This window comes from Pseudomonas sp. Fl4BN1 (genome assembly GCF_009908285.1).
GTDB lineage: Bacteria > Pseudomonadota > Gammaproteobacteria > Pseudomonadales > Pseudomonadaceae > Aquipseudomonas.
In genome coordinates this window covers 31,828-55,198 of sequence record NZ_JAAARM010000027.1, presented here as the reverse complement: position 1 = coordinate 55,198, position 23,371 = coordinate 31,828, and the positions used below count along the sequence as shown (strand labels likewise).

Annotated in this window: 25 protein-coding genes, 1 tRNA gene and 2 pseudogenes; 7 read left to right on the top strand and 21 right to left on the bottom strand. The window is 57.6% G+C overall.

What is annotated here, in order from left to right; all coding sequences use genetic code 11:
• Positions 1-477 precede the first annotated feature (477 nt).
• A complete protein-coding gene (locus GV818_RS24925) occupies positions 478-1,278 on the top strand; it encodes a helix-turn-helix transcriptional regulator (RefSeq protein ID WP_161777812.1) in 801 nt (266 codons plus the stop codon).
• Between the two features lie 60 nt (positions 1,279-1,338).
• A complete protein-coding gene (locus tag GV818_RS24920; protein ID WP_161777811.1) occupies positions 1,339-2,760 on the top strand; it encodes an efflux transporter outer membrane subunit in 1,422 nt (473 codons plus the stop codon).
• A 357-nt stretch (positions 2,761-3,117) separates the two neighbouring features.
• Here GV818_RS24920 and GV818_RS24915 read toward each other — a convergent pair whose 3' ends face one another.
• Positions 3,118-4,338 carry an MFS transporter gene (locus GV818_RS24915; protein ID WP_161759227.1) on the bottom strand — a complete coding sequence of 407 codons (1,221 nt, stop codon included), beginning with the start codon at positions 4,336-4,338 and terminating at the stop codon, positions 3,118-3,120.
• A gap of 25 nt (positions 4,339-4,363) precedes the next feature.
• Positions 4,364-5,614, bottom strand: a complete 1,251-nt coding sequence (locus GV818_RS24910) for an MFS transporter (protein ID WP_161777810.1) — start codon at positions 5,612-5,614, stop codon at positions 4,364-4,366.
• A 94-nt stretch (positions 5,615-5,708) separates the two neighbouring features.
• Here GV818_RS24910 and GV818_RS24905 point away from each other — a divergent pair, with 94 nt between their 5' ends.
• On the top strand, positions 5,709-6,605 hold the full coding sequence (locus GV818_RS24905) for a LysR family transcriptional regulator (protein WP_161777809.1): 897 nt from the start codon (positions 5,709-5,711) through the stop codon (positions 6,603-6,605).
• 1,536 nt (positions 6,606-8,141) lie between these two features.
• Here GV818_RS24905 and GV818_RS24900 read toward each other — a convergent pair.
• The 7 genes from GV818_RS24900 to GV818_RS24870 all read right to left on the bottom strand — a co-directional run bounded on the left by GV818_RS24900 (position 8,142) and on the right by GV818_RS24870 (position 13,053).
• A complete protein-coding gene (locus GV818_RS24900) occupies positions 8,142-8,474 on the bottom strand; it encodes a hypothetical protein (RefSeq protein WP_161777808.1) in 333 nt (110 codons plus the stop codon).
• 158 nt (positions 8,475-8,632) lie between these two features.
• Positions 8,633-8,977: a hypothetical protein gene (locus GV818_RS24895; protein ID WP_161777807.1), complete on the bottom strand. Its 345-nt coding sequence runs from the start codon at positions 8,975-8,977 to the stop codon at positions 8,633-8,635.
• A complete protein-coding gene (locus GV818_RS24890; RefSeq protein ID WP_085599429.1) occupies positions 8,974-9,303 on the bottom strand; it encodes an MFS transporter in 330 nt (109 codons plus the stop codon). Before GV818_RS24890 ends, GV818_RS24895 begins: the two co-directional genes overlap by 4 nt.
• A gap of 240 nt (positions 9,304-9,543) precedes the next feature.
• Entirely contained in the window at positions 9,544-10,416 is an 873-nt protein-coding gene (locus GV818_RS24885; RefSeq protein ID WP_161759219.1) for a putidacin L1 family lectin-like bacteriocin, read from the bottom strand.
• Between the two features lie 119 nt (positions 10,417-10,535).
• On the bottom strand, positions 10,536-11,177 hold the full coding sequence (locus GV818_RS24880; RefSeq protein ID WP_161759218.1) for a hypothetical protein: 642 nt from the start codon (positions 11,175-11,177) through the stop codon (positions 10,536-10,538).
• 186 nt (positions 11,178-11,363) lie between these two features.
• Complete coding sequence (locus tag GV818_RS24875; protein WP_161759217.1) at positions 11,364-11,945, bottom strand: DUF642 domain-containing protein; 582 nt, start codon at positions 11,943-11,945, stop codon at positions 11,364-11,366.
• A 643-nt stretch (positions 11,946-12,588) separates the two neighbouring features.
• Complete coding sequence (locus tag GV818_RS24870) at positions 12,589-13,053, bottom strand: DUF3015 domain-containing protein (protein WP_256667627.1); 465 nt, start codon at positions 13,051-13,053, stop codon at positions 12,589-12,591.
• 489 nt (positions 13,054-13,542) lie between these two features.
• On the opposite strand from GV818_RS24870, the gene GV818_RS24865 reads away from it, so the two are divergent.
• Together GV818_RS24865 and GV818_RS24860 are read left to right on the top strand one after the other, a co-directional pair.
• Positions 13,543-13,791 carry a hypothetical protein gene (locus GV818_RS24865; RefSeq protein ID WP_161777806.1) on the top strand — a complete coding sequence of 83 codons (249 nt, stop codon included), beginning with the start codon at positions 13,543-13,545 and terminating at the stop codon, positions 13,789-13,791.
• Positions 13,754-14,290, top strand: coding sequence for a hypothetical protein (locus GV818_RS24860; RefSeq protein ID WP_161777805.1), 537 nt, complete (start codon positions 13,754-13,756; stop codon positions 14,288-14,290). Before GV818_RS24865 ends, GV818_RS24860 begins: the two co-directional genes overlap by 38 nt.
• Here GV818_RS24860 and GV818_RS34565 read toward each other — a convergent pair.
• The 3 genes and pseudogenes from GV818_RS34565 to GV818_RS24850 form a co-directional block, all read right to left on the bottom strand.
• Positions 14,185-14,460 (bottom strand): annotated as a pseudogene (locus GV818_RS34565) (putative metallopeptidase); the annotation flags it as partial. The gene GV818_RS24860 and the pseudogene GV818_RS34565 sit on opposite strands and share 106 nt — an antisense overlap.
• A gap of 339 nt (positions 14,461-14,799) precedes the next feature.
• Positions 14,800-15,150, bottom strand: a complete 351-nt coding sequence (locus GV818_RS24855) for a hypothetical protein (RefSeq protein ID WP_161777804.1) — start codon at positions 15,148-15,150, stop codon at positions 14,800-14,802.
• A 105-nt stretch (positions 15,151-15,255) separates the two neighbouring features.
• Positions 15,256-15,489, bottom strand: coding sequence for a phage holin, lambda family (locus GV818_RS24850; RefSeq protein WP_256679530.1), 234 nt, complete (start codon positions 15,487-15,489; stop codon positions 15,256-15,258).
• 25 nt (positions 15,490-15,514) lie between these two features.
• Here GV818_RS24850 and GV818_RS34560 point away from each other — a divergent pair.
• Positions 15,515-15,661, top strand: a pseudogene (locus GV818_RS34560) (tyrosine-type recombinase/integrase); the annotation flags it as partial.
• A 79-nt stretch (positions 15,662-15,740) separates the two neighbouring features.
• Here GV818_RS34560 and GV818_RS24840 read toward each other — a convergent pair.
• The 9 genes from GV818_RS24840 to thrS form a co-directional block, all read right to left on the bottom strand.
• Positions 15,741-15,817 (bottom strand) — tRNA-Pro (locus GV818_RS24840).
• Between the two features lie 89 nt (positions 15,818-15,906).
• Positions 15,907-16,263 carry a MerR family transcriptional regulator gene (locus GV818_RS24835; RefSeq protein WP_007920509.1) on the bottom strand — a complete coding sequence of 119 codons (357 nt, stop codon included), beginning with the start codon at positions 16,261-16,263 and terminating at the stop codon, positions 15,907-15,909.
• Complete coding sequence (gene ihfA, locus GV818_RS24830; protein WP_002553164.1) at positions 16,244-16,546, bottom strand: integration host factor subunit alpha; 303 nt, start codon at positions 16,544-16,546, stop codon at positions 16,244-16,246. The genes GV818_RS24835 and ihfA overlap by 20 nt, the downstream gene beginning before the upstream one ends.
• A 3-nt stretch (positions 16,547-16,549) precedes the next feature.
• A complete protein-coding gene (pheT, locus tag GV818_RS24825) occupies positions 16,550-18,928 on the bottom strand; it encodes a phenylalanine--tRNA ligase subunit beta (protein ID WP_161777802.1) in 2,379 nt (792 codons plus the stop codon).
• 35 nt (positions 18,929-18,963) lie between these two features.
• Positions 18,964-19,980 carry a phenylalanine--tRNA ligase subunit alpha gene (gene pheS, locus GV818_RS24820; RefSeq protein ID WP_161759211.1) on the bottom strand — a complete coding sequence of 339 codons (1,017 nt, stop codon included), beginning with the start codon at positions 19,978-19,980 and terminating at the stop codon, positions 18,964-18,966.
• A gap of 109 nt (positions 19,981-20,089) precedes the next feature.
• Positions 20,090-20,446, bottom strand: coding sequence for a 50S ribosomal protein L20 (gene rplT / locus GV818_RS24815; protein WP_007905879.1), 357 nt, complete (start codon positions 20,444-20,446; stop codon positions 20,090-20,092).
• 29 nt (positions 20,447-20,475) lie between these two features.
• Entirely contained in the window at positions 20,476-20,670 is a 195-nt protein-coding gene (gene rpmI / locus GV818_RS24810) for a 50S ribosomal protein L35 (protein ID WP_002553160.1), read from the bottom strand.
• A gap of 60 nt (positions 20,671-20,730) precedes the next feature.
• Positions 20,731-21,282, bottom strand: coding sequence for a translation initiation factor IF-3 (gene infC, locus GV818_RS24805; RefSeq protein ID WP_368668950.1), 552 nt, complete (start codon positions 21,280-21,282; stop codon positions 20,731-20,733).
• Positions 21,282-23,204, bottom strand: a complete 1,923-nt coding sequence (thrS, locus tag GV818_RS24800) for a threonine--tRNA ligase (RefSeq protein ID WP_161759209.1) — start codon at positions 23,202-23,204, stop codon at positions 21,282-21,284. The genes infC and thrS overlap by 1 nt, the downstream gene beginning before the upstream one ends.
• Here thrS and GV818_RS24795 point away from each other — a divergent pair.
• Complete coding sequence (locus GV818_RS24795; RefSeq protein WP_161759208.1) at positions 23,203-23,352, top strand: hypothetical protein; 150 nt, start codon at positions 23,203-23,205, stop codon at positions 23,350-23,352. The genes thrS and GV818_RS24795 overlap by 2 nt on opposite strands.
• Positions 23,353-23,371: the final 19 nt, after the last annotated feature.

The following is a 23,371-nucleotide window of genomic DNA, read 5'->3' as shown; positions in this document are numbered from 1 at the left end:
CGCGGATTTAAGCATCGGCCCCGGGGCCTGTATGTCACCCGAAACCCGGACAGTCCACGGGGTGCCCGGAGCCTGGCAAGCCCCCGATGAAACGCGGGCCAGGGGCCTGCACCCAAGTTCCCGTAGCACCTGCTGATCTGCTGAATCAGCTGTAGGAGATTGGCTATCCGTACACGACGCTCCTGACCTGCCCGGCCCCTCTTCGGGGACCCGGACCTATCGCTGATTCAGTGCCTTGCAGCACCGCGAGGACGAACACCTGCGGGCCCGACAGGCCTGTTGGAGGGCCATTGCCCAAGCCCCGCCCAAGGCTCTGGCATGGCCCTTGTGTCCCGGTTTCCCCCTACAGACGTGAAGTAAATGCTTGGGATTAAATCAGACTTTTCCTACAGGCTAGGTTCATCAGGAACCTGCCCCAGGCCGCCGTGGCAACCGCGCTTCGATCAGCGATTTGTCTTGATCAAGGATGATAAGGATATGAGTCTGACCAGCAGTATCGCCAACATGGGAACCCCGAACTTCTACTTCGAACTGGGGCAGTTGATCTCCAGCACCGGCCACGCTCAATTCGCCAGCAACATGCTGCAACTGGTGGACAAACTGGTACCGGTGAATCCATTGCGGCTCAGCGAATGGACCCTCGACGAACGCCAGGCCAGCCCACTGGAAATCACCCTGCTGGGACGCGCCGGATTGCACGAGGATGTGCCACTGCCGGAGCCCCCGCGGCGCCATGATCCGCTGCTGCACAAGATACTGGAAATGGACGAATCGCTACTGATCCAGATGAATGCCCAGGCCCACAGCGGGCATCCGCGCAACTCCCCGCACCAATGCCACCTGGTCTCGCGCAAAGCCAATCGCCGCTGTGTCATCACCCTCTACCGCGAGCCCACCCAGGGCGGTTTCTCTCTGGCAGAACTGTCGTTTCTCAAGAGCCTGTCGGAAACCCTGCTGCCGCTGCTGGAGCGCCACGCCCAGTTGCATCGGCAACAAGCCCTGAAAAACCTGCGCAGCTGGAACCCCCGGCCGCTGGACACGCGTCAGCAGACCCCCTTGCAACGGGAGTTCGACGAACGCCTGTCCCTGGGCGACATCAGCCTTTCAGCGCGGGAAAAAGAGGTGTGCCTGGGACTGTTGACCGGAGGCACCGTGCCGGAAATGGCCGAGCGCCTGAGCGTCAAGAACAGCTCCGTCGAAACCTACCTCAAGCGCGCGGCCACCAAGCTCGGGGTCAGCGGCCGCCACGGACTGGCCAAGTGGATGGTCGGCGCCTGAGGCGCGGCTCCGCATCGCTTGTCGCCCGCCATCAGGCTGTCCTTGTCACGAGGCTGATCAATGCGTAACTCCCCACTGCACCTGGCGGCCCTGGCCCTGGCCCTCGGCGGCTGCTCGCTGATCCCGGACTACCAGCGTCCCGCATCACCGGTGGCCCCGCAGTACCCGCAAGGCGCGGCCTACGCCCCGGCCAGTGGCACGGTCGGGGCCGACTGGCAGGGCCTGTTTCAGGACCCACTGTTGCAACAGCTGATCCACAGTGCCCTGGAGAACAACCGCGACCTGCGGGTCGCGGCGCTGAACGTCGCGGCCTACCAGGCCCAGTACCGCATCCAGCGCGCCGACCTGCTGCCGGCGGTATCGGCCAACGCGTCCGGCAAGCGCCAGCGCCTGCCGCAATCGGTGACCGGTAGCAAGGCGATGATCAGCTCCAGCTATTCCGCCAACCTGGGCATCAGCGCCTACGAGCTGGATTTTTTCGGGCGCATCCGCAGCCTCAGCCAGCAGGCGCTGATGACCTACCTGTCCAGTGAGCAAGCCCGGCGTAGCGCGCAGTTGAGCCTGGTGGCCAATGTCGCCACGGCCTACATGACCTGGTGCGCCGATCATGAGTTGCTGGAGCTGACCCGCAAGACCCTGGCAGCAGACGAACAGAGCCTGCGCCTGACCGCGCGCAACGGCAGTGCCGGCAAGGTCTCGGCACTGGACGTGGCCCAGGCCCGCACCAGCGTCGACAGCACCCGTGCCAGCCTGGCCCGCTACCAGCGCCAAGTGGCCCTGGACCTGAACAACCTGACCTTGCTGGTGGGCGCACCGCTGCCCTCAAGCCTGCCAGAACGCGGGCTAGCTGAGGGCATGCTCGCCCAAGTACCCGCCGGGCTGCCTTCGAACCTGTTGCAACGGCGCCCGGACATCCTCCAGGCCGAGTACCAGCTGCAAGCCGCCAACGCCAATATCGGTGCGGCGCGAGCGGCGTTCTTTCCCAGCGTCAGCCTGACCGCCAGCGCCGGCAGTTCCAGCAAGGAGCTTTCGGGGCTGTTCAAGAGCGGCTCCGGTGGCTGGATCTTTCAGCCACAGATCAACCTGCCGATTTTCAATGCCGGCAACCTGCGGGCCAGCCTGGACTATTCGCGTCTGCAGAAAGACATCAGCGTGGCCCAGTATGAGAAAGCCATTCAGACCGCCTTCCAGGAAGTCGCCGACGGCCTCGCCGCGCGCCAGACCTACCAGCAGCAACTGAGCGCCCAGCACAACCTGGTGCAGGCCAGCCAGGACTATTACGACCTGGCCGAACATCGCTATCGGATCGGCGTCGACAGCAACCTGGTGTTTCTTGACGCCCAGCGCTCACTGTTCAGTGCCCAGCAGGGCCTGATCAACGACCGGCTGGCGCAGTTGCTGGCCGAGGTCAATCTGTACCAGGCCCTGGGCGGCGCGTGGGGCGAAGTGCCGGGGCTGGCACTGTCACAGCAGCGACCCTGAAACCGGGAAGGCGAAGCAAGAAGGAGGAGTAACAGCAAGCGGACGGATCGTCCTGAGGGGTGTTGAACGCTGAAAAGCCGACCCGGCCAGCCAAGGGCAGTAGGCAGAATTGAGGCCGGGCGGGCAGGTGCCGCGATGTTGCAGCCCGCCCTGACCAGTGACCGCCATTCAGCGTGTTGCCTGTGGTACCTGGCCGGGCGAACGGGACAATCTTAGGCAGCTGCCCCATCAGCGTCTGTAAGAAAATTCTGAATGCAGGACATCCCATGTCTCGGGATAACCGCAGATTAAACGGCGTCCCCAAGAAACAGGATGAACCACCCCCACCTCATCGCCAGCCTAACGGACGAGAAACTGTCAGCCTGCGTGGCGCAGCGAGCGGGCATCCGCATCCAGCCCCCGTTGTACGTACCAGGACAGGGGCAGCGTCAGCAACAGGGTCACGGCTAGCGCCATGACCGCCAGGGGAATGCCGGTGAAGTCCCCGAGGCTGCCGAACAGTATCGGGGCCAGCGCCCCGCCGCCGATGGTGCCGGTGTAGAACAACGAGAACGCCTGCTCGCGCTTGTCGGCGCCCGCCAGGTCCGGTACCGCGCCATACAGCACCGATGAGGTGCCATTCAGGGCCAGCCCCAGCAGCGGCAACATCAGCATCAGGCCGCCATAGGGCAGGAACAGCGCCAGCACGATCAGGCTCGCGGTGCTGAACTCGGTGAGCCACACGGTCTTCATCATGCCGATGCGCACCCCCAGGTAACCGCAGAGCAACTTGCCGAACGCACCACCGATAAACAGCAAGGTCAGGGCCAGGCCGATACCCGCGGTGCCGGCGCCCTTGGCCTTGAGCAGAAACGGCAGGAAGGTCAGAAAGCCCATGCGCACGGCACTGTCCAGGGTGCCAGTGAGGATCAGTGCCCGCAGTCCGCTGGCGGAACCCTGGCCCCTGGACGCCTTGAGGTTTTTTTCCCGCAACGCCGAGGTACTGCTCCGGGGCGGAATCAGCCACCACAGCAACAACGCGGCGGCCAGGCCCAGGAGTCCGATCAGGGTGACACTGGCGCGCCAGCTGATCAGCGTCAGCAACAGCCCTACCAGCCCGGGGATCAGAGTCTTGCCGATATCACCGGCAAAGTTGTATTGCGCCAGGGCTTGCTTGACCCCGCCAGCGGCTTCGTGGGTGTCGCTGATCAGCGAGGACGCCAGTGGGTGCTGGGTACTTGCCCCCAGGCCGCCGAGCAGCAGCGCCAGGAGCAGCATGCTCAAGCCCGTGGCCTGCCCCACCAGCAGATAGGCCAGGCCAGCCAGGGCAGTGCCGCCCACCAGCAGACGCTCACGCCCCCAGCGCCTGGCTGCGCGGCCGGCCAGCAGTTGGCAGCCGGCCATCATGGCCGAGTAGGCACCGCGCAGCAGGCCGATCTGCGCGTAGCTCATCGCGAATTGCGCCTGCCAGATCGGCAGCAGCACATAGATCACATCGGTGAGGCCGTCATGCACGGCATGGGCACTGCAAGCGGCCAGCAACGAGCGACGACGCACGGTTGCAGCGGCGGGTAAGGCTGGATGTTGCGGATCATTCATCGGATTGGCCGGCGGCTGAGGAAAATCAAGGTCGGGGGGCATCCACCCCGCGGGTTACTGGGTCGCTGCTTCCTGGATCGCGGGGGCCTGAATCACTGCGCTCGTGGCTGGCCGAGCCTTGCGGCGCGCCAGGCCGCCAGCCGCTCCAGGCGATCAACAGCGACAGCACCTGGAAAACCACGATCAACGCCACACAGCCCTGCCAACCCCAGCGGCTCCAGAACAGTGACGGGAGCACAGCGCCGAAACTGCCGCCCAGGTAGTAACAGGTCAGGTACAGCCCCACGGCGCCAGCTCGGTTGTGCCGGGCGGTGGCGGTGGTAAAGGCGTTGGCGGCGGCCTGGGCCAGGAACACCCCTGTGGAGCTCAAGGCCAGCCCCAGTACGATCAGCCACAGCGAGGGCAGCAGGGTCAGGAACGAACCGCAGACACCCAGCAGCGCCGCGACGATCAGCAGTTCGGCTTGCGGGCGGGACTGGCTCAGGCGCCCGGCGACGGGAATCACCACCAGCGCCAACAGGAACACTGTGTAGACACTGCCGAGGGCCGCAGCTCCCAGGTTGAATGGCGCCTGGCTGAGGTAGAGCCCGGCGTAGGTAAAGGTGGCCACTTGCGAGAACAGCACGCAAAAACCCACGCCGTAGGCCGCCAGCAAAGGCCTGCGGCATAGCTCACTCAGAGCGCTCAGCGGCTTCGGCGTGCTTCTGCCGACCCGCGCAGGATTGCCCGGCAGCAGACGGTGAATGGCCAGGCCGATCAGCAGGCTCAAGCCTGCCAACAGGGCAAAAGCCTCACGCCAGCCCAGGTACTCGGTGATGACACCGGTGACGAAGCGTCCGGCAAAACCGCCGAGCACAGTGCCGGCCACATAGAGGCTGGTGATTTCGGTGACAGTGCCTCCGCTCCAGCGGTCGCCGATATAGGCGACGCTGGTGGCGAACACCACCGGGATCAGCATGCCTTCGATAAAGCGCCAGGCCAGTAGCTGGGCAAAGCTGCCGGCACTGGCCGCCAACCCCGCCGGTAGCGCCAGCATCAGCGCGGCCAGCACAATCACCGAGCGCGGGTCGAAACGGCCGGTGAAGCGACTGACAAAGGGCGCGGTCATGGCCACCGCCAGGGTGGTTACGGTAATGCTCCAGCCGGCCTCTCTGAGGCTCACTTGAAAGCTCTGGGCGAGCTCCTGAAGAATGCCCTGGGTCGCATACAGGTTGAGAAAGGCCGCGCAGCCACACAGGAACAGGGCAATGCGAGCACTATGCGCAGGTGGACTCATGAAACCTCTCGTGTCTGACCAAGAGCCTTTATAAAATACCCCGCAGCGCCAAGACCAATACCGATTTCCGACCGATCAATACCCAGGGAACAGGATGCTCGATCTACGCAGGTTACGTTACTTTCTGACTGTCGCCGAAGAGCTGCATTTTGGCCGTGCGGCCCTGCGCCTGCACCTCGCCCAACCACCGCTGACCCGGCAGATTTCAGCATTGGAAGCGGAACTGGGTTTCCGTCTTTTCGACCGCACCAGCCGCACCGTCGCCCTCACCGCCCAGGGCCGGCACTTCCTGCCTTACGCTCGGGCAGTGCTGGAACAGATGGACCTGGCCCAAGCCATTGCCGGCAAGCTGGCCGCCGGCTGTGCCGGACAACTGGCCCTGGGGTATGCCAGTTCGATCGCCCTGTCGGACCTGTTCAGCCAGGCCATCCAGGCCTTCGCCCAGCGCTTCCCGGACGTGCAACTGACCCTGGTGGAAGGCGCCTCGGTTAGCCAGTGGTCACAGATTGTCGACGGCCGTATCGACATCGGCATGAGTCGGCTGCCGCCCCCCAGCGAGCAGAGCGAAATCCAGGCCCTGTCCCTGGGGGACGAACCGCTGGTGGCGGCCATCTCCAGCGACAGCCCGCTGGCGGCCCGGGACCGGGTGACCCTGGCCGAACTCAGTGAGTATCCGCTGATCCTGTTTCCGGCCGACTATGGCTCAGGGCTCAACGAGACGATCGAACAACTCTATCGGCGCCACGGCCTGCCCCTGCGCCCTGGCCCCAGCGGACGGCAGATCACCTCGATCATCGCCCTGGTCGCTGCCGGCCAGGGTGTTGCCCTGGTTCCCCACTGCACCCAGACCCTAGCGAAGAAAGGCGTGAGCTATCGGTTGCTGGCGGACCCCGGCGCCACCGCGCCACTCTTGGTGTTGACCCGCCGCCAGGGACGCAGCCTGCTGGTGGAGGCCTTCATGGCGGTGATTGACGAGTTGCAGCAGCTGTAGTCACAGGCTTATCGAGGCGTCCGCGCGAGCGCGGGTGCACCCTAGTGAATGGCTGTTCCAGCGTTGACTTTCCCCGGCCGCAAAAACTTGTGCTTTCGCCTCAGTTCTATACTGAAAGTAGGGAAGCAACTTCCCTTTCATCAACACAGAGGTGATGTGATTGGGCTGGAATCGTAACGATGGCAAGCAATACCAAGGTAAGTCTTTCAAGGTACTCGTTTCATCCAACGAGTTACTGGAAATAGAGGATTACATCGATCACTTCCTACGCACCCGCGGGTATGAACTCTCAAAGGCCAACAGGGACAAAATCAGCGCAAGACTCAAGAGCCTCCCCGATAGGCATCACCACGCCCTCAGCGAGCTGGATCATTGGCTCGACACTCAATTCAGCGGGTAGCGACCCAGTACTGGCTGGCAGGAAAGCAAGAGGCATGTTCGAGTGAAATAGGTGTGGCTCCACTGTAAACAACCAAGCCCGGTGCAGAACCGGGCTTTTTTGTGATGGGTCGCTCTCGGTGAGTCAACATTTCACTTTGGATACACGGATTTCCGTGTGCTCCCTAATAGCAGGGCGTAGGATTGTCCGAGATTGATCCGCTACTTCGCTCTGGGGGAGGCACTGAAATGAAGTCGAGTTACTTCAAAGTTATCTTGGTGGCTACAGCGCTGCTTCTGAATGCATGCTCTGCGGCGCCAACGCACTCTTGTTTCTCAGATAGCTGCAAACTTGGCGGCGGTTACTCGAAGCAGAATGTAGGCGGTGGTGGGGCTGCGCTGAGCAACAGCTACAACCAATACGGCTCTTCGCTACTGCATGACTGAGGCAACGCAGAAACACCTGTGTAGCGCCCCTCTGGCCTTTTGAGCGTTACCAGATGGCCTGATAGACCACATCCCCTAGTCCGGCCCAGCGCCGGGCTTTTCGTGTCAGGCCTTGTCCGGAATATCTTCGCCCTCCTCCCCAAGCCGATTCGCGGTCAAGAGCCGTTCCCGGCTACCCCTTCAGAACGGATGATCGGCGAGTCCGGCGCCGACAACTGAGGCGGCATGACACGACCGTCGATCTTGTCTTTGCTGGTTGGTATCACTGCAGCAATGATCTCAAGGCCGGAGGAACTTCGACAACTTTGTGCGTCTCCGGGGACATGCAAACGTGCGTCAGACGGGCAACGAATGCCAACACCTCTGATCCGAGACAGCCCTCCACTGAAAATGAGAAAGAGTGCTCCCCGACATTCGAAACACTGTAAGCGTCTGTCCAATACACCCTGCGTAATGAAACTGACCTTCACTGGGCTGAAATCGCAATCGCAACGTCGGGGATGCCTTAAGCGCAGATGGACGTGCGCGTCGTGAGCAGTGAAGTCGAAGTAAGAGCAATGAAGGTAAGACAGATGTGGCCATGCCCGCCGCGAACTTGCCCGTTGCTCTACAACCCTAGGGGGACTGAATCGCCTGAGTTTACAAATCTTCCCACCAGCGCAAGTGTCACGCATGACTAGACGTTGCGGAGCACTGGTGGAGACTCGGCTACTAATCGGAGAAGTACCGAAGCCAATAGGCTTCCCGGCAGGCATTGTTAAAGCTGATGTGGCTAGGACTGACCATTTTGTCGAGCGGCTGGCGAACAACTTCGTAGCTAATCCAGCATTCAGCACAGACTGCGTCGCTGGGAAAGTTATCCTGCTCAGCTAGCCGCTTGATGAGTGCACCATCATCGAAGGCATAAGTTTTCTCCTCCGCGGTAACTGTGAACCCCTGGTCGAGCCAGGTTTCTTGATTCGATTTCTCAAGACTACCGATGCGAGACGAGGACAACCCCAGGATGGCACTGACGTAATTGGCGAGGTGGTCCAAGTGAGCCATAGGCTGTGTCCACAAGAGGTCTAGAAGGGCCAGCTAAAGCGCTAAAGCGTTAATGCGACTTTACTAACAAGGTTAGCCGCCCGACAACTCAGACCTTCGTTATAGAAGTGGACATGATCGCCCGATTGATCTCCCATGATGCTCTCTAGTATCACGACTTACTTGGCAGGACGATCGATACAACCTGACGTCTTGTCACAGCGCCGACAGTGCTCACAGTTCAGCGCCCTGCATAGCCAGACCTTCACCCTCTGCCAGTACGTGACCATGAAGACGTGCCGGAGGCCGGCCAGGGCCAGGGAGGCGTACAACGTCGCCTCTGCCACCGACTGGGACATGATCAGCCTGTCGTTGCGCACCAGGAGCGCGTAGCCGCTCAGCGCGATAGTCGCGTAGATCAACTTACCCAGCACCCCGTCGCGGACCTTTCCGCTCAGACAGCACCAGGTCGCCCATAGCGCGATCAGGCCAGCCGACCACGTTGCAACGTGTTCCAGGATCATGCGCCACCTCCCCCGAACTTCGAACGAATGAACGCCCAAAGGTCAGCAGCTTTGATTGCCCGGGTGATGGCGGCGATTAACGAGCCGCCGAAGGTGCCGAGCAAGAAACCGATACCGGCAACGCTGCGGGGCTCGACCACTCCCAGGTAAGCGCTTACCAGTCCGGTCAGGTAATGGGCGCATACAGCACCCGAGAAAATAAAGACGGCCCAGGCCTTTCGGTCGACCAAGTCGTCACGGTGCCACCAGCTCGCGGCGAACGCGCCAACCAACCCCGCGGTAAACCAGGTATCCAGCCTGTCGAGCAGGCGGTACAGAAACTCCATGCGCTCGACTCCGTGGGGCATGTTTGAAATAGGTCCGCCCCAGCAGCACTCCCAGTCTTAGCGATGGGCGTGGGGGGGCCGAAAATGAAAAAGCCCCGATCAATATCGAGGCCTTGAAATTGGTGCGAGACTTCTCGCTTGTGAGAGGGTCGCCCTGACAGGCACGACCCTTTTGCTACTCCCGCCTCATCTGCGCGGGGTGAGATTGGGCATTACACCGCAAGCTCGTGTGGAGAGCGATCAGAACTCCCAGCCGATATGGCCGTAGGTTGGGTATGGGTCGGTACCGTTATGCTCGGCGCTGGTGTTGTCTGGGTAGTAGACCTTCCGTCGACGGATCGTTGGGGTGTACCCAAAGCGAGCCCAGACTGGTACTTCCTGGACAATAGCCAGACTGCCATTTGGCTGCAATCGCAGAGTGGCGCCCGGGTTGCCACCGGTCCCCGACTGCCAGATCGGAACGTTATTCGCCGCGTACACGACGAAATTGCCGTCATTTTGGAACACCGCTCGAACGGCGCCTTTGTTTTGGGTGTAGCTCGCCCATCGAACGCTCCAGTTCGGGCCATAGTTCACGACGTTTCCGTCCCCTTGGAAAATCAGTGCACCATCGCCTGCAAAGTAAGGCACTCCCAGCTGCAGTTCAGTCGTGCCGCCGAATAGAAATGCGCTGCCACCCGGGTCAAGTGGGATGCCTGGTGTGCCGTTCCAGATAGCCCGAGAATCAACGATCACAATGTTCCCGTCATTCTGAACCTGGAGAAAGTTGCGATATGCAGCGGCATCAACGCTGTCCGGCGGGGTGCTGTTTACAGTACTCCAGCTCCGACTACGGGTATGGTCGACAAGAATCCCAGACTCAAATATGTAAAACGAGTTTGGAACAGCCGCAACCGGATTTCGGATGGTGTACGTGTAAGGGTTGTTGTAATCGGCAACCCATACCGTGGCACCATTGTCGTACAGAGCCAAATTCATATCAGGTTGAAGAATTAGCTTGAATCGCTTGCTCGGCGATTCCAAGTACTGGCCTGGGCTCATCGAGTTCCGAGGAGGCAATATTGCGCTGCCATTGTTGGTAAATTGAACGCGTGGTGGTCCGCTTGGTGCCATCTTTTTTCACCTATAGAGTCGAATGATTGTTCGCGAGAGATTCCGCTTTCATGTCGCTCAAAGGCGATGAGTTCGACGCTCTTGGCGTTGTCGACATACGTACTGCTACATCACCGTTATTACTTGGTGATGAGAATGTCGATAGTGCTGGTATCGCAGGTGTAGTTGGCCTTCTTGTCGAGAACCAAGTAAATGGCGGACGATTTGGTGACAGGCACTTTGCTGACCGAAAAGACCGCTCCGCTGCCTCTGACCAAGCTACCCGACTGAAGAACCGTGTCACCTTGATTCAAAGACCAAGCAACGCCATCACCGCAACTGTTGTGAATGCTGCTTACTCGCCCGAGAATATTGATCTCGCCCACCACAGGACTGGCCCAACGAATGACCGTCTGGCTGTTCTGGCCTGGGTGAAATGCCACGTCACCAGCTGCAATGGTAAAGCTGCCGTTTGCCGTGTAGGTGTAAGGTTTCAGGTGAACCGACACATGTGCCCCAGACACTTGATCCATCCAGCATGTAGCCGGGAGGTTGCTGCACGAGTCGGCTTTGAAGTACGGCAATGGGACGTAGTTTTCGGCCTTGTTTACACCAGACGAGTTCTGCATAAACGCCCAAGGAGAACCTTGTGGGGCACTCTCCTTTGCCAGAATTACATCCCTTGCCAAATTCCAGGACATTGCTGTGTCAGCAAAGGCACTCATGCTGGCACCAAAAAGCGCCAACAAACCGAGCAGGGAAACACTGATAGCTTTTTTCATTTGGATTGACCTATTGAGTCGAATGATTTTTTGCGGCGCAGTCCGCATTCATGCCGCTCAAAGGCGATGTGCTGAAGCTCAAGGCTTTCTAGCTAATCGACTGGCCTGAAATACCAGTCGACCATTTAAGAAAAAAACCTCCCACTTTCGGGCGGTCTTTTTGCTCTGGGACTGGTCACGACGCCCTTACAAAGGAGTGACGCTTACCTTGTCGAGGAAAGCGAAGTGAGCATTTGGATCTTGATCGTTCCAGAAGCTCAGAGTCGTTTGAGGAGTGGTCGCGGTAAAGTCGTAGGTTTTGGTTTCCCAGACAGTTGCATCACCGGTTGCAACAGGAGTGTCGAAGCTCGTCGTTTGCCCTGCCACTTTGAGATTGATGATGCCGTTGCCAGTGCGATTCACGTACTTGGAGTTGCCGGCACTGAAGGTCAAGCGGTAGCGGGCTCCAACAACGGTATTGATGTTCTGCTGAATGCCGCCGCCGTTCAGATAGGTGTAGTTGGCGAGGTCAACGCTCATCACACCATCGGCAGCCACGGAACTGCCGATCGAAGCCCTGACGTTCATGTACTCCACACCAGACAGAAAGGTCGTCCAGCCATTTACGAAGTCGGCCTGAGCTGGAGTGTTCAGGATGCAGTTATTGCCACAACCAGGTGCCTCAAAACTTCCGTTTACTACCATTTCAGCGCCGAAAGCGGCATTACCCGAAACCAGCAAGACAGCAGCCAGAGCAACTGGAGAAAAAGTTTTTTTGATTACTTTCATGTTCATACCTAAGAGTCGAATGATTTTTTGCGGAGCAGTCCGCATTCATGTCGCTCAAAGGCGATTACTCAAAGCTCAAGGCCTTCACACGAGTCGAGGAAGGTAAGCACCAACGACATGCTGGTTTTCGCTTCTGATGCGCTCGAGGAGTGGAATGACTATCTCAACAAAACACTGTATATGCAACCAGTATTTTTATGAGCTACGTCCCATCCCTGAAAATCTCACTCTGCCAATAACGTTCCATGCACTGGCCTGGGCATAGCCCAAGACGAAAAAGCCCCGATCAATATCGAGGCCCTGAATAGGTGCGATCGTCTTTCCGATCTGTCCGCCAGAGCCCCTCACAGCGTCAACGCCCCCTATGCATCAATCTCGCTGATCCAGTCTCGCGCCACCCGGTAAGCATTGATGGAGCAGAGTGCGCGGGCTGCCGGTGTTGATTCCGTGCGTCGCACAATCCGGCTATCGACGCCCAAGCTATCCCAAGGGGCTGTCCTGGCTACAGGTGAAACTGAGGCAATAAAAAGCCCCGCACTAGGCGGGGTCGGTATGCATTAGAGGCACAGGGGTTGTACGTCACCCGAAAATTAGCCCGGATGGCCTGTCGCTAGAACAGGACTTCATTTGCACAGCGATACGGTCACGCTGGCTGCTTGGAATAACGCATCAATACCGCATCTTTACTCATGACCGCCAGCGTCCGGCTTAGAACTTGCTCGCTAGAGAGATTATGAGCACTGAATATCTCTCCGTAATGCGCATGCGTCACTTTCGCAAAATAGGCTTGGTCTTTCTGATCAACACCCAACAAAGCTGAATAACTATCCAGATATTCACCCTTGCCTCTCGCCATGTCCTCGGCAATACCATCCAGCATTCCATTCATGGCGAGCAGCGAGTGACCACCATATCCCATAGGCTTGCTCGTATCGCAGCCGTTCGTGCCGGAGGTCATGCCGAAGGTAGCATTGCCTAGAGTGCCGTTGGTAGTAGAGGCAAAAACATATGGACCAAGGCCTTTCTGTCCTTCAAACAGCATATTACCCCAACCACAACCAGCGCTTTTTTTAGGTGTATCCGCGTATGTTGATACTGCTGTCAGCATCAGCGCACTTAAGGAAACAACCTTTACAAGGTTGAAAATCTCCATATTTTTTCCCCTCAATACTGTTGGTACAAAAGATAAATGCAGCTTGAGCGTAGCAAAGATATAAAGACGCAGAGACTGTCGATTAAAAGCAGACAAAAAACCCGGCTCGATGGCCGGGTTTTGAGTTAGCTGTGCGTTTCGCGTTACTTGTGCATTATGGGAATAAGTACCGTCCCCCCGCCATGTCAATATATTACGCTGCACTTTCTTATTTTTCCGCGTAAATAACCTGCCATAGCGACTGTTGATCCTGATTATCCACTTCTTTCATGGCTGCTCGCAGGAAGCCCCAAACATCCTTCCAGTCCCTATCCCAGTGCTTTGGCTCGATGGCTACTCGATCACCCAAGAGGGGGAAGTTGAGCAAGAAGGCTGGTGCACCCTGGATTACTCCGGGTGCAGCTGCGGCTGCGAGGGTGACTGTAGCTGCGGTCCATCTAAAGGGTGCAGCGAATTCGCTCCGCCGACACGGCCAAGCTGGCCACCGCCCAAATGGAGCTCAAGAAAGCGAACGAGGCCTACAGCCTGCCGGCCCGTACCCAGGTCAACGACCAGAAGACGTTCACAGAAGCCGAACAGGCCGGCCGTGACCTGAGCGCCCAGGACAAGTCCGCTGGCGAGCCGTTGACCGACGCAATGCTCAAGCGTCTGGAAGATGCAATCCGACCTCAAGGCCTGGACCCTGATTGCTGACCTGCTGGCACCCGATGGCATCCCGGGCGAGATCCTGGCCGGCGCTTTGAAGCCCTTCAATGACAGCTTGGCCAAGGGGTCACAGGTTGCCGGCTGGCCACTGGTACAGATCACCGCCGGCGGGCGCACCTACACGCTGCTGTCGAAGTCGGAGCGCAGGCGTGTCGACGCCCTGCTGGCCCTGGCCATCGCAGAGCATTCAGGCCTGCGCTTCCTGGTCCTCGACCGCTTCGACGTGCTGGCCCCACCGCCCCTGCCAGCCCGCGGTCAGCTGTTCCGCCTGCTGATGGCGGCCAACAAGGCCGGCACCCTGTACAGCGCCATTGTCTGCGGCACATTGAAAAAGAAGCCCGCCAAGCTGCCGTCAGAAATCAATGCGGTCTGGATCGAGAACTGCATGGCCGTCGGAGACCAGCAGCTGCAGAAAGCCAGCTGCTCGGCTTGGCCAAGGACTGTCCGGCCCTGTTTCTCGAAGCTCGAAGATGCCCACATGACCTGAATGTCTGCATCCAGTAGGTGGGCATGGTCTTTGTTGTGGATGCTGCAAGTATCGGCAAGGATCTCGGCCTGGAGCCATTCCCACACTTCAGGGGCTGGAGTCAGGCGAATACCGAAGCCGAAGAGATCGGACAGCTCAAGCAGGGATGCTGGAGGGCTAGGTCTGTCCACGGATCACCTGAAGCTTGAAATAGTGGCTGGTTGCCAGTACTGGTAGCACCCCATTCATGGACAAGGAACACTTCATGAGCGAGCGTTACGCGACAAAAAAAGTAGTGACCGCAAACGTACAAGGAAATAAGAGCGGACAAAGTACTGGATCCCAATCTAGCTTTCACTGGGAGGTATAGGAGAAGTCCACAGGGCAGAAAATCGGAGAGTCATATCCTGGACAGGCTGAAGCCGAGAATGCCTGCCTCAAGCTGAACTATCCGCGCTCCTAATGTGCTCCGTGCCGCACTCACCAGCGGCACCCCCACTCTTCCAGCGCACTTATTTCCTGATGCACGCTCAGATCTCAAATTGACGTCGATACGCCTCTACATGCTCAGGAAAGACTTCACCATAGTCAGGGTACTCGATACCCAGAACGACTAGCTCTATTGCATCAGCCCCACAATCGGCCGAGTAGTCAGCTATGGACGCGCCAGAAGCGCGAATCTCCTCTCCTCCAACAATACGCACCGTAAAATTGAAGCGCCTCTGATCACGCTGAGTAGAGGCTCGAACTTGACCTTGGATGCGGGAGTAGCCGGGGCCTGGAACAAATACACCGAAAGCTACCCCCATGGGCGGGTCGCCGAGCTCCAGATCGGACCAACCGATATGCTGCCCATTGCTGGAAACCTCGAATCGCGACATGAGTGCTACCTAGAGAACGTGACTGAACCTATCAAAGGGTAACCCAATCGCTGGAATTATCGATTATCGCGCCACGATCTGGAGCATTCGAAAATGTGGCGCGGATCAGCTCTCGGCTTTGCGGCTCATGAACCGATCGGAGTAATCCCGAAGTTTCTCTACTCCAACAAAGCCGACCATGCAGCCAGCGAAGGTGGCCAGGTCGGCCGGGAGGGTGAAGTACTCAAGCAAAGGGATAAGGCTGGAACCGATCAGGCCGCAGATGACGGCTTCCAGCACCATCTTGCGTCTGCTGCCACCGCCATAGATCACTCGAAATACGGCAACAATGGCGGCCATACCACCTGCATAGATCTGTGGCTGAAAGGCCTTGCTCGGCCACAAGAATGGCAGCATCACAAGCCATTACTCAGCCGCGGAGCTGGATCAGCTTATAAAAGCCGCAAACATGGTTTCAGCAACAGACTCGCGAGGTCCAGCGCTGACAATTTTGAAGAGGAGACAGGCATGAAAAAACGAGAAGTCACGCAAAAGTCACGCAAATGAAAAAGGCCAATGCTGTGAACATTGGCCTAAGTCATTGAAAAATATGGTCGGGACGGAGTGATTCGAACACTCGACCCCTAGCACCCCATGCTAGTGCGCTACCGGACTGCGCTACGCCCCGACTAGGCGTGAAACCTGTTTCACTTCTCAGGAAACGTTGAGAAATATACCGCAAGCTTTTGAAAAGTGGAAGTATTTAAATACGCTGAATTACTTCTTGAGCACCACAAGCACATCTTCCAGCTCAGAGATCATCTGACGAATGAGTTGCTTGTATTGGGTCGTGTCGTCTTTGGCCTCATCACCGGAAAGGCGCAAACGCGCACCGCCGATGGTGAACCCCTGATCGTAAAGCAACGCACGGATCTGCCGGATCATCAGCACATCCTGGCGCTGATAATACCGGCGATTTCCGCGGCGTTTGACGGGGTTGAGTTGAGGAAATTCCTGCTCCCAATAACGCAGAACATGCGGTTTTACCGCACAAAGCTCACTGACCTCACCAATGGTGAAGTAGCGTTTACCCGGAATGACCGGCAGCTCGTCGTTATGACTTGGTTCCAGCATAAGCCTCAACTCGGGCCTTCAACTTCTGCCCTGGACGAAAGGTGACCACACGGCGAGCCGTGATCGGAATTTCTTCACCCGTTTTAGGATTGCGGCCAGGACGCTGGCGTTTATCCCGAAGGTCGAAGTTACCGAAACCGGACAATTTAACCTGTTCGTTATCTTCGAGAGCGTGCCTGATTTCTTCAAAGAATAGCTCGACCAATTCCTTGGCCTCGCGTTTATTCAGGCCTAGCTCTTCGTAGAGACGTTCGGCCATTTCAGCTTTCGTCAGAGCCCCCATACGTCACTTCCTTAACGTGGCGTTCAACCTTTGTTCGAGCGAGGTGAGGATGTTTTGCGTCGTGGAGTTCACCTCATCGTCATTAAGAGTGCGCGATGGATGCTGCCAGGTCAAGCCAACGGCAAGGCTTTTTCTATGTGGATCAATGCCTTTACCCTGATACACGTCAAATAGCCTGAGGTCCGTCAGCCATTCACCTGCATTCTCACGAATTACGTCCAATACCGCACTGGCCGCCACGTCACGATCCGCCAGCAATGCCAGGTCACGACGCACTTCAGGGAACCGCGAGAGTTCGTGGAACTTCGGTAAACGCCCCTGGGCCACTTCGCCCAAAACCAGTTCAAACACGTAAACCGGACGATCCAGGCCGAGGTGCTTCGCCAGCTCCGGGTGAATGGCGCCCAGATAACCGACTTCACGACCATCGCGCTCGATGCGTGCCGTCTGGCCTGGATGCAGTGCAGGATGCTGGCCTGGGACAAAGGCAAAGGCGTCCAGAGCACCCGCGAAACCCAATACCGCTTCGACATCTGCCTTGACGTCAAAGAAATCCACGCCATCGCGGCCTTGTGCCCAACCCTCAGGCAGCCGACTACCGCAAACAACACCCGCCAACATGGGTTGCTGTTTCAAACCTTCCAATTGACCAACAAAACGCAGCCCGCTCTCAAACATACGGACGCGATCCTGCTGACGGTTCAAGTTGTGCTGAAGCACTTTGACCAGGCCCGGCCACAACGAGGAGCGCATGGCGGCCATATCTGCCGAAATCGGATTAGCCAGCAGTAGCGGTTCGACGCCTGGATTGAACAGTTCAAACAGCTTCGGATCGATGAAGCTATAAGTAACCGCTTCCTGATAGCCACGAGCGACCAGCAAACGGCGCAGTGCTGGTAGGTCACCTTGTGCTTCTGCTTTGGCTTGAGGGGCCAGACGGGCCTGCGGATAACGAACCGGCAAGCGGTTGTAGCCATAAAGGCGTGCCAACTCTTCGATCAAGTCGACCTCAAGGCTGATGTCAAAGCGATGACTCGGTACTTCAACACGCCACTGCCCGGCCCCATCGGCGGTCACAGTCAGCCCCAGCGCAGTGAGCAGACGCTCAACCTCAACGCCGTCGATCTCCATGCCCAGCATCTGAGTAACGCGTTCAGCACGCAACGTGACAGGTGCAACAGATGGCAAGTATTGCTCGCTGACAGTCTCGATAATCGGACCCGCTTCGCCGCCAGTAATCTCAAGCAGCAACCCTGTAGCACGCTCCATGGCTTCACGGGCCAGTTGCCAGTCAACGCCACGCTCATAGCGATGAGAGGCATCGGTATGCAGACCATAGGAGCGCGCCTTGCCGGCAACCGAAATCTGATCGAAGAATGCGCTTTCTAGAAACACGTCACGGGTGTTCGCGGTGACGCCGCTGTGCTCGCCCCCCATTACCCCTGCAATTGCCAAAGCCCGGGTATGGTCGGCAATCACCAGAGTATCGCTGCGCAGCGTCACTTCCTGACCGTCGAGCAGCACCAGTTTTTCGCCCTCTTCCGCCATACGCACGCGGATACCGCCATTGATTTCAGCGAGATCGAAAGCGTGCAGAGGGTGGCCCAGTTCGAGCATCACGTAGTTGGTGATATCCACGGCCGCGTCGATACTGCGCACATCGCCACGACGCAACCGCTCAACCATCCACAGCGGAGTCGGCTTGGACAGGTCGACATTGCGGATAACCCGCCCCAGGTAACGCGGGCAGGCCGCTGGAGCCAGCACCTCGACTGGACGCACTTCATCGTGCACCGGAGGGACAACTTTAACTTCCGGACGCTCTACTTTAGCCGCATACAGGGCACCAACCTCGCGAGCCAGACCGGCCAGCGACAGACAGTCACCGCGGTTCGGGGTCAAATCAACCTCGATGCTGGCGTCATCCAGGTTCAGGTAGGCACGAATATCCATACCCACAGGAGCGTCAGCCGGCAACTCCATCAGACCGTCATTGCCTTCGCCGATCTGCAGCTCCGCCTGGGAGCACAACATGCCGTTGGACTCAACGCCACGCAGCTTGGCCTTCTTGATCTTGAAGTCGCCAGGCAACTCTGCACCGATCATCGCAAATGGAATCTTCAAGCCTTGGCGCACGTTTGGCGCACCGCACACAACCTGGAAGGTTTCCGCACCATTGCTGACCTGGCACACCCGCAGCTTGTCGGCATCAGGATGCTGCTCGGTGCTTAGCACTTCACCCACCACTACACCGCTGAAAACACCGGCGGCCGGCGTTACGCTGTCGACCTCAAGACCGGCCATCGATAGACGAGCTACCAGCTCGTCGCGACTCACCTGCGGGCTAACCCAGCCACGCAGCCATTGTTCACTGAATTTCATCCTGCTCTCCTAATAGATTCGTTACGGACGCGCGACTAGCGAAATTGCGCAAGAAACCGCAAGTCGTTGTCGAAGAACAGGCGCAAGTCATTGACACCGTAACGCAGCATGGCCAGACGCTCGACGCCCATGCCGAAGGCAAAGCCCTGGAACTCTTCCGGATCAATCCCGGACATACGCAGCACATTCGGATGAACCATGCCGCAACCCATGACTTCCAGCCAGCCGGTTTGTTTGCAGACACGGCAGCCTTTACCGCTACACATCACGCACTCCATATCGACTTCGGCGGAGGGTTCGGTGAACGGGAAGTACGAAGGACGGAAACGTACGGCCAGCTCTTTTTCAAAGAACACCCGTAGAAACTCTTCGATAGTGCCTTTCAGGTCGGCGAAATTGATATCGCGATCGACCAACAAGCCTTCCACCTGATGGAACATTGGCGAATGGGTGATATCCGAGTCGCTACGGTACACACGGCCTGGGCAGACAATGCGAATCGGCGGCTGCTGCGATTCCATGGTGCGGACCTGTACCGGAGAGGTATGGGTGCGCAACAGCATGTTCGCATTGAAATAGAAGGTGTCATGCATCGAACGGGCCGGGTGATGGCCTGGGATGTTGAGCGCTTCAAAGTTGTGATAATCGTCTTCGACCTCTGGGCCTTCGGCGATACCGTAGCCAATATGGGTGAAGAACTGCTCGATACGTTCCAGGGTCCGCGTAATCGGGTGCAGACCACCGGAGGTCTGGCCACGGCCCGGCAGGGTCACGTCAATGCACTCGGCTGCGAGTTTGGCGCTAAGTTCCGCCTCCTCGAAAGCCGCTTTGCGTGCATTGAGAACCTCTGTCACGCGCTCCTTGGCAACGTTGATCAACGCACCGACTTGCGGACGTTCTTCGGCTGGCAGGTTGCCCAGGGTCTTCATCACCTGAGTCAGCTCGCCCTTCTTGCCAAGGAAGTGAACCCGGATCTGCTCCAGGGCATTGATGTCTTCAGCGTGTTGCACGGCCTCAAGTGCTTGAGAAACCAGCGCATCCAGGTTTTCCATGTACAGACTCCAGATACAAAATAGGGGAAGAGCTTGAAGGCTCTTCCCCTATTTATGACGTTTAACACCTGGAGCCACAGAGGTGACGCCAAGTGACTGTCGGGGGTACTTAAGCCAAGGTGGCTTTAGCTTTCTCGACAATCGCAGCAAACGCCGCTTTTTCGTTCACTGCCAGATCAGCCAGAACCTTACGGTCGATCTCGATGGACGCTTTTTTCAGGCCGGCGATGAAACGGCTGTAGGACAGACCGTTAATACGAGCACCAGCGTTGATACGAGCGATCCACAGAGCGCGGAACTGACGTTTTTTCTGACGACGGTCACGGTAGGCGTATTGGCCTGCCTTGATTACCGCTTGCTTGGCAACACGGAATACGCGCGAGCGAGCGCCGTAGTAGCCTTTAGCAAGTTTCAGAATTTTTTTGTGACGCTTACGGGCAATGACGCCACGCTTTACACGAGCCATGAGTTACTTCCTCTTTCTTGATCCAAAAATTAACGAAGGCGCAGCATGCGCTCGACTTTTGCCACGTCAGACGGATGCAGCAAGCTGCTACCGCGCAGTTGACGCTTACGCTTGGTCGACATTTTGGTCAGGATGTGGCTCTTGAAAGCGTGCTTGTGCTTGATACCGTTAGCAGTTTTCAGAAACCGCTTAGCAGCACCACTTTTGGTTTTCATCTTTGGCATGTTCGGATACTCCGCATTCAGTTGATAAACATAATCAGAAGGCCTGCCGTGCCCTGTTGATTACTTCTTCTTTTTCGGGGCGATGACCATGATCAGCTGGCGTCCTTCCATCTTAGGATGCTGTTCGACCGAACCGTACTCTTGCAGGTCAGCTTCAACCCGCTTGAGGAGTTCCATCCCCAGCTCCTGGTGGGCCATCTCACGGCCGCGGAATCGCAAGGATACCTTGGCCCTGTCCCCATCACTCAGGAAACGTACCAGGTTGCGCAGTTTTACCTGGTAATCCCCTTCCTCCGTCCCTGGACGAAACTTGATTTCTTTAACCTGAATCTGCTTCTGGTTTTTCTTCGCCGCGGCAACCTGCTTCTTCTTTTCGAAGATCGATTTGCCGTAGTCCATCAGCTTGCAAACAGGGGGCACTGCATCGGCGGAAATCTCCACCAGATCTAGCTTGGCCTCTTCAGCCTTAAGAAGCGCGTCTTCAATTGACACAATCCCAAGCTGTTCACCTTCAGCGCCAATTAACCGAACCTCGCGTGCCGAGATATTCTCGTTGATCGGGGCTTTCGGTGCAGCTCGTTTATCTTGTCTCATATCACGCTTAATAATAATTACTCCGAATCTTGGCGACCACGCCGGGAAACCGCTTGTGCGAGGAACTCCGAGAATTGGGCGATAGGCATCGAGCCCAGGTCTTCACCTTCACGGGTACGCACAGCGACAGTCTGCATCTCGACCTCCCGATCTCCGATAACCAAGAGATAGGGAACCTTGAGCAAAGTATGCTCGCGGATTTTAAAGCCGATCTTTTCATTTCTCAAGTCGGACTTGGCACGAAATCCGCTTTGATTGAGTGTTTTTTCCACTTCAAGGGCAAAATCAGCCTGTTTATCAGTGATATTCATCACCACAGCCTGAGTCGGAGCCAACCATGCAGGGAAAGCCCCTTCATAATGCTCAATCAGAATTCCGACAAAACGCTCGAAGGATCCAAGAATTGCACGGTGCAACATGACCGGATGCTTTCGGCTGTTGTCTTCGGAAACGTACTCAGCCCCCAAACGGATTGGCAGGTTGAAGTCCAGCTGCAAAGTACCGCACTGCCACACACGACCCAGACAGTCTTTGAGCGAGAACTCGATCTTCGGACCGTAGAACGCGCCTTCACCTGGCTGCAGATCATAGGGCAGACCTGCACTGTCCAGCGCAGCCGCCAGAGCATTTTCCGCTCGGTCCCACAACTCATCTGAGCCCACGCGCTTTTCAGGACGAGTGGAAAGCTTCATCTCGATGTCTTTAAAGCCAAAATCGGCATAGACATCCATGGTCAGCTTGATGAAAGCGGCAGATTCGGCCTGCATTTGATCTTCAGTACAGAAGATATGGGCGTCATCTTGAGTAAAACCACGCACACGCATGATGCCGTGCAGCGCGCCAGAAGGCTCGTTACGGTGGCAAGCACCGAATTCGGCCAGGCGCATCGGCAGCTCGCGGTAGCTTTTCAAGCCCTGATTGAACACCTGCACATGGCAAGGGCAGTTCATCGGTTTGATCGCGTAGTCGCGGCTTTCGGACTCAGTGGTGAACATATTCTCGGAGTAGTTGGCCCAGTGCCCGGATTTCTCCCAGAGACTGCGATCGACCACTTGCGGAGTCTTGATCTCCAGATAACCGTTGTCACGCTGCACCTTGCGCATGTACTGCTCAAGAACCTGGTACAGAGTCCAGCCATTCGGGTGCCAGAAGACCATGCCAGGCGCTTCTTCCTGGGTATGAAACAGGCCCAGACGCTTGCCGATCTTGCGATGGTCGCGCTTTTCAGCTTCTTCGATACGCTGGATATAAGCCGCCAACTGCTTCTTATCCGCCCAGGCAGTACCGTAAACCCGCTGCAACTGCTCGTTCTTTGCGTCACCGCGCCAGTAGGCACCAGACAGCTTGGTCAACTTGAACGATTTCAGGAAACGCGTGTTCGGCACGTGCGGACCGCGACACATGTCGACATATTCTTCGTGATAGTAGAGACCCATTGCCTGCTCGTTCGGCATGTCCTCAACCAGGCGCAATTTGTAGTCTTCGCCACGCGCCTTGAACACTTCGATCACGTCTGCACGCGGAGTGACTTTCTTGACCACGTCGTAATCTTTCTCGATCAGCTGCTGCATGCGCTGCTCGATAGCCGCCATGTCCTCGGGAGTGAAAGGACGCTCGTAGGCGATGTCGTAATAGAAGCCGTCATCGATAACCGGACCAATGACCATCTTGGCGGTTGGATACAACTGCTTGACTGCATGCCCCACCAAGTGAGCACAAGAGTGGCGAATGATCTCCAGCCCCTCTTCGTCCTTTGGCGTGATGATTTGCAGGGTCGCGTCGCTGTCGATCACATCGCAAGCGTCGACCAGCTTGCCGTTGACCTTACCGGCCAGAGTGGCCTTGGCCAGACCTGCGCCAATGGACGCGGCGACCTCGGCTACGGAAACCGGATGATCAAATGAACGTTGACTGCCGTCGGGAAGAGTAATAGTTGGCATGGCGCCTCCTCTCCTAGTGGTGACCCCTACCAAAGGTCACGTGGGTTGGGATGAGCCAGTACGCGATTCAGTCCAGCCGTTCAACATCGAACGCCTGCCTCACAGTGGCAAGAGCCTTGCGGCCAACCAGGAAACCGAACCAGAGTGACTGGGGTTCAAATCAAAAA

Excerpts from the sequence above, each read along its gene's own strand:
- GV818_RS24895 (WP_161777807.1), bottom strand. The coding sequence starts at position 8,977 with ATGATCCTGGAACACGTTGCAACGTGGTCGGCTGGCCTGATCGCGCTA.
- GV818_RS24870 (WP_256667627.1), bottom strand. The coding sequence starts at position 13,053 with ATGCTGACAGCAGTATCAACATACGCGGATACACCTAAAAAAAGCGCT.
- rpmI (WP_002553160.1), bottom strand. The coding sequence starts at position 20,670 with ATGCCAAAGATGAAAACCAAAAGTGGTGCTGCTAAGCGGTTTCTGAAA.
- GV818_RS24860 (WP_161777805.1), top strand. The coding sequence starts at position 13,754 with ATGCAATCCGACCTCAAGGCCTGGACCCTGATTGCTGACCTGCTGGCA.
- rplT (WP_007905879.1), bottom strand. The coding sequence starts at position 20,446 with ATGGCTCGTGTAAAGCGTGGCGTCATTGCCCGTAAGCGTCACAAAAAA.
- GV818_RS24880 (WP_161759218.1), bottom strand. The coding sequence starts at position 11,177 with ATGAAAAAAGCTATCAGTGTTTCCCTGCTCGGTTTGTTGGCGCTTTTT.
- GV818_RS24795 (WP_161759208.1), top strand. The coding sequence starts at position 23,203 with ATGGCGCCTCCTCTCCTAGTGGTGACCCCTACCAAAGGTCACGTGGGT.
- pheS (WP_161759211.1), bottom strand. The coding sequence starts at position 19,980 with ATGGAAAACCTGGATGCGCTGGTTTCTCAAGCACTTGAGGCCGTGCAA.
- GV818_RS24885 (WP_161759219.1), bottom strand. The coding sequence starts at position 10,416 with ATGGCACCAAGCGGACCACCACGCGTTCAATTTACCAACAATGGCAGC.
- thrS (WP_161759209.1), bottom strand. The coding sequence starts at position 23,204 with ATGCCAACTATTACTCTTCCCGACGGCAGTCAACGTTCATTTGATCAT.
- GV818_RS24920 (WP_161777811.1), top strand. The coding sequence starts at position 1,339 with ATGCGTAACTCCCCACTGCACCTGGCGGCCCTGGCCCTGGCCCTCGGC.
- GV818_RS24925 (WP_161777812.1), top strand. The coding sequence starts at position 478 with ATGAGTCTGACCAGCAGTATCGCCAACATGGGAACCCCGAACTTCTAC.
- GV818_RS24890 (WP_085599429.1), bottom strand. The coding sequence starts at position 9,303 with ATGGAGTTTCTGTACCGCCTGCTCGACAGGCTGGATACCTGGTTTACC.
- GV818_RS24900 (WP_161777808.1), bottom strand. The coding sequence starts at position 8,474 with ATGGCTCACTTGGACCACCTCGCCAATTACGTCAGTGCCATCCTGGGG.
- GV818_RS24905 (WP_161777809.1), top strand. The coding sequence starts at position 5,709 with ATGCTCGATCTACGCAGGTTACGTTACTTTCTGACTGTCGCCGAAGAG.
- GV818_RS24910 (WP_161777810.1), bottom strand. The coding sequence starts at position 5,614 with ATGAGTCCACCTGCGCATAGTGCTCGCATTGCCCTGTTCCTGTGTGGC.
- GV818_RS24915 (WP_161759227.1), bottom strand. The coding sequence starts at position 4,338 with ATGAATGATCCGCAACATCCAGCCTTACCCGCCGCTGCAACCGTGCGT.
- GV818_RS24855 (WP_161777804.1), bottom strand. The coding sequence starts at position 15,150 with ATGTCGCGATTCGAGGTTTCCAGCAATGGGCAGCATATCGGTTGGTCC.
- pheT (WP_161777802.1), bottom strand. The coding sequence starts at position 18,928 with ATGAAATTCAGTGAACAATGGCTGCGTGGCTGGGTTAGCCCGCAGGTG.
- GV818_RS24835 (WP_007920509.1), bottom strand. The coding sequence starts at position 16,263 with ATGCTGGAACCAAGTCATAACGACGAGCTGCCGGTCATTCCGGGTAAA.
- GV818_RS24875 (WP_161759217.1), bottom strand. The coding sequence starts at position 11,945 with ATGAAAGTAATCAAAAAAACTTTTTCTCCAGTTGCTCTGGCTGCTGTC.
- ihfA (WP_002553164.1), bottom strand. The coding sequence starts at position 16,546 with ATGGGGGCTCTGACGAAAGCTGAAATGGCCGAACGTCTCTACGAAGAG.
- GV818_RS24850 (WP_256679530.1), bottom strand. The coding sequence starts at position 15,489 with ATGGCCGCCATTGTTGCCGTATTTCGAGTGATCTATGGCGGTGGCAGC.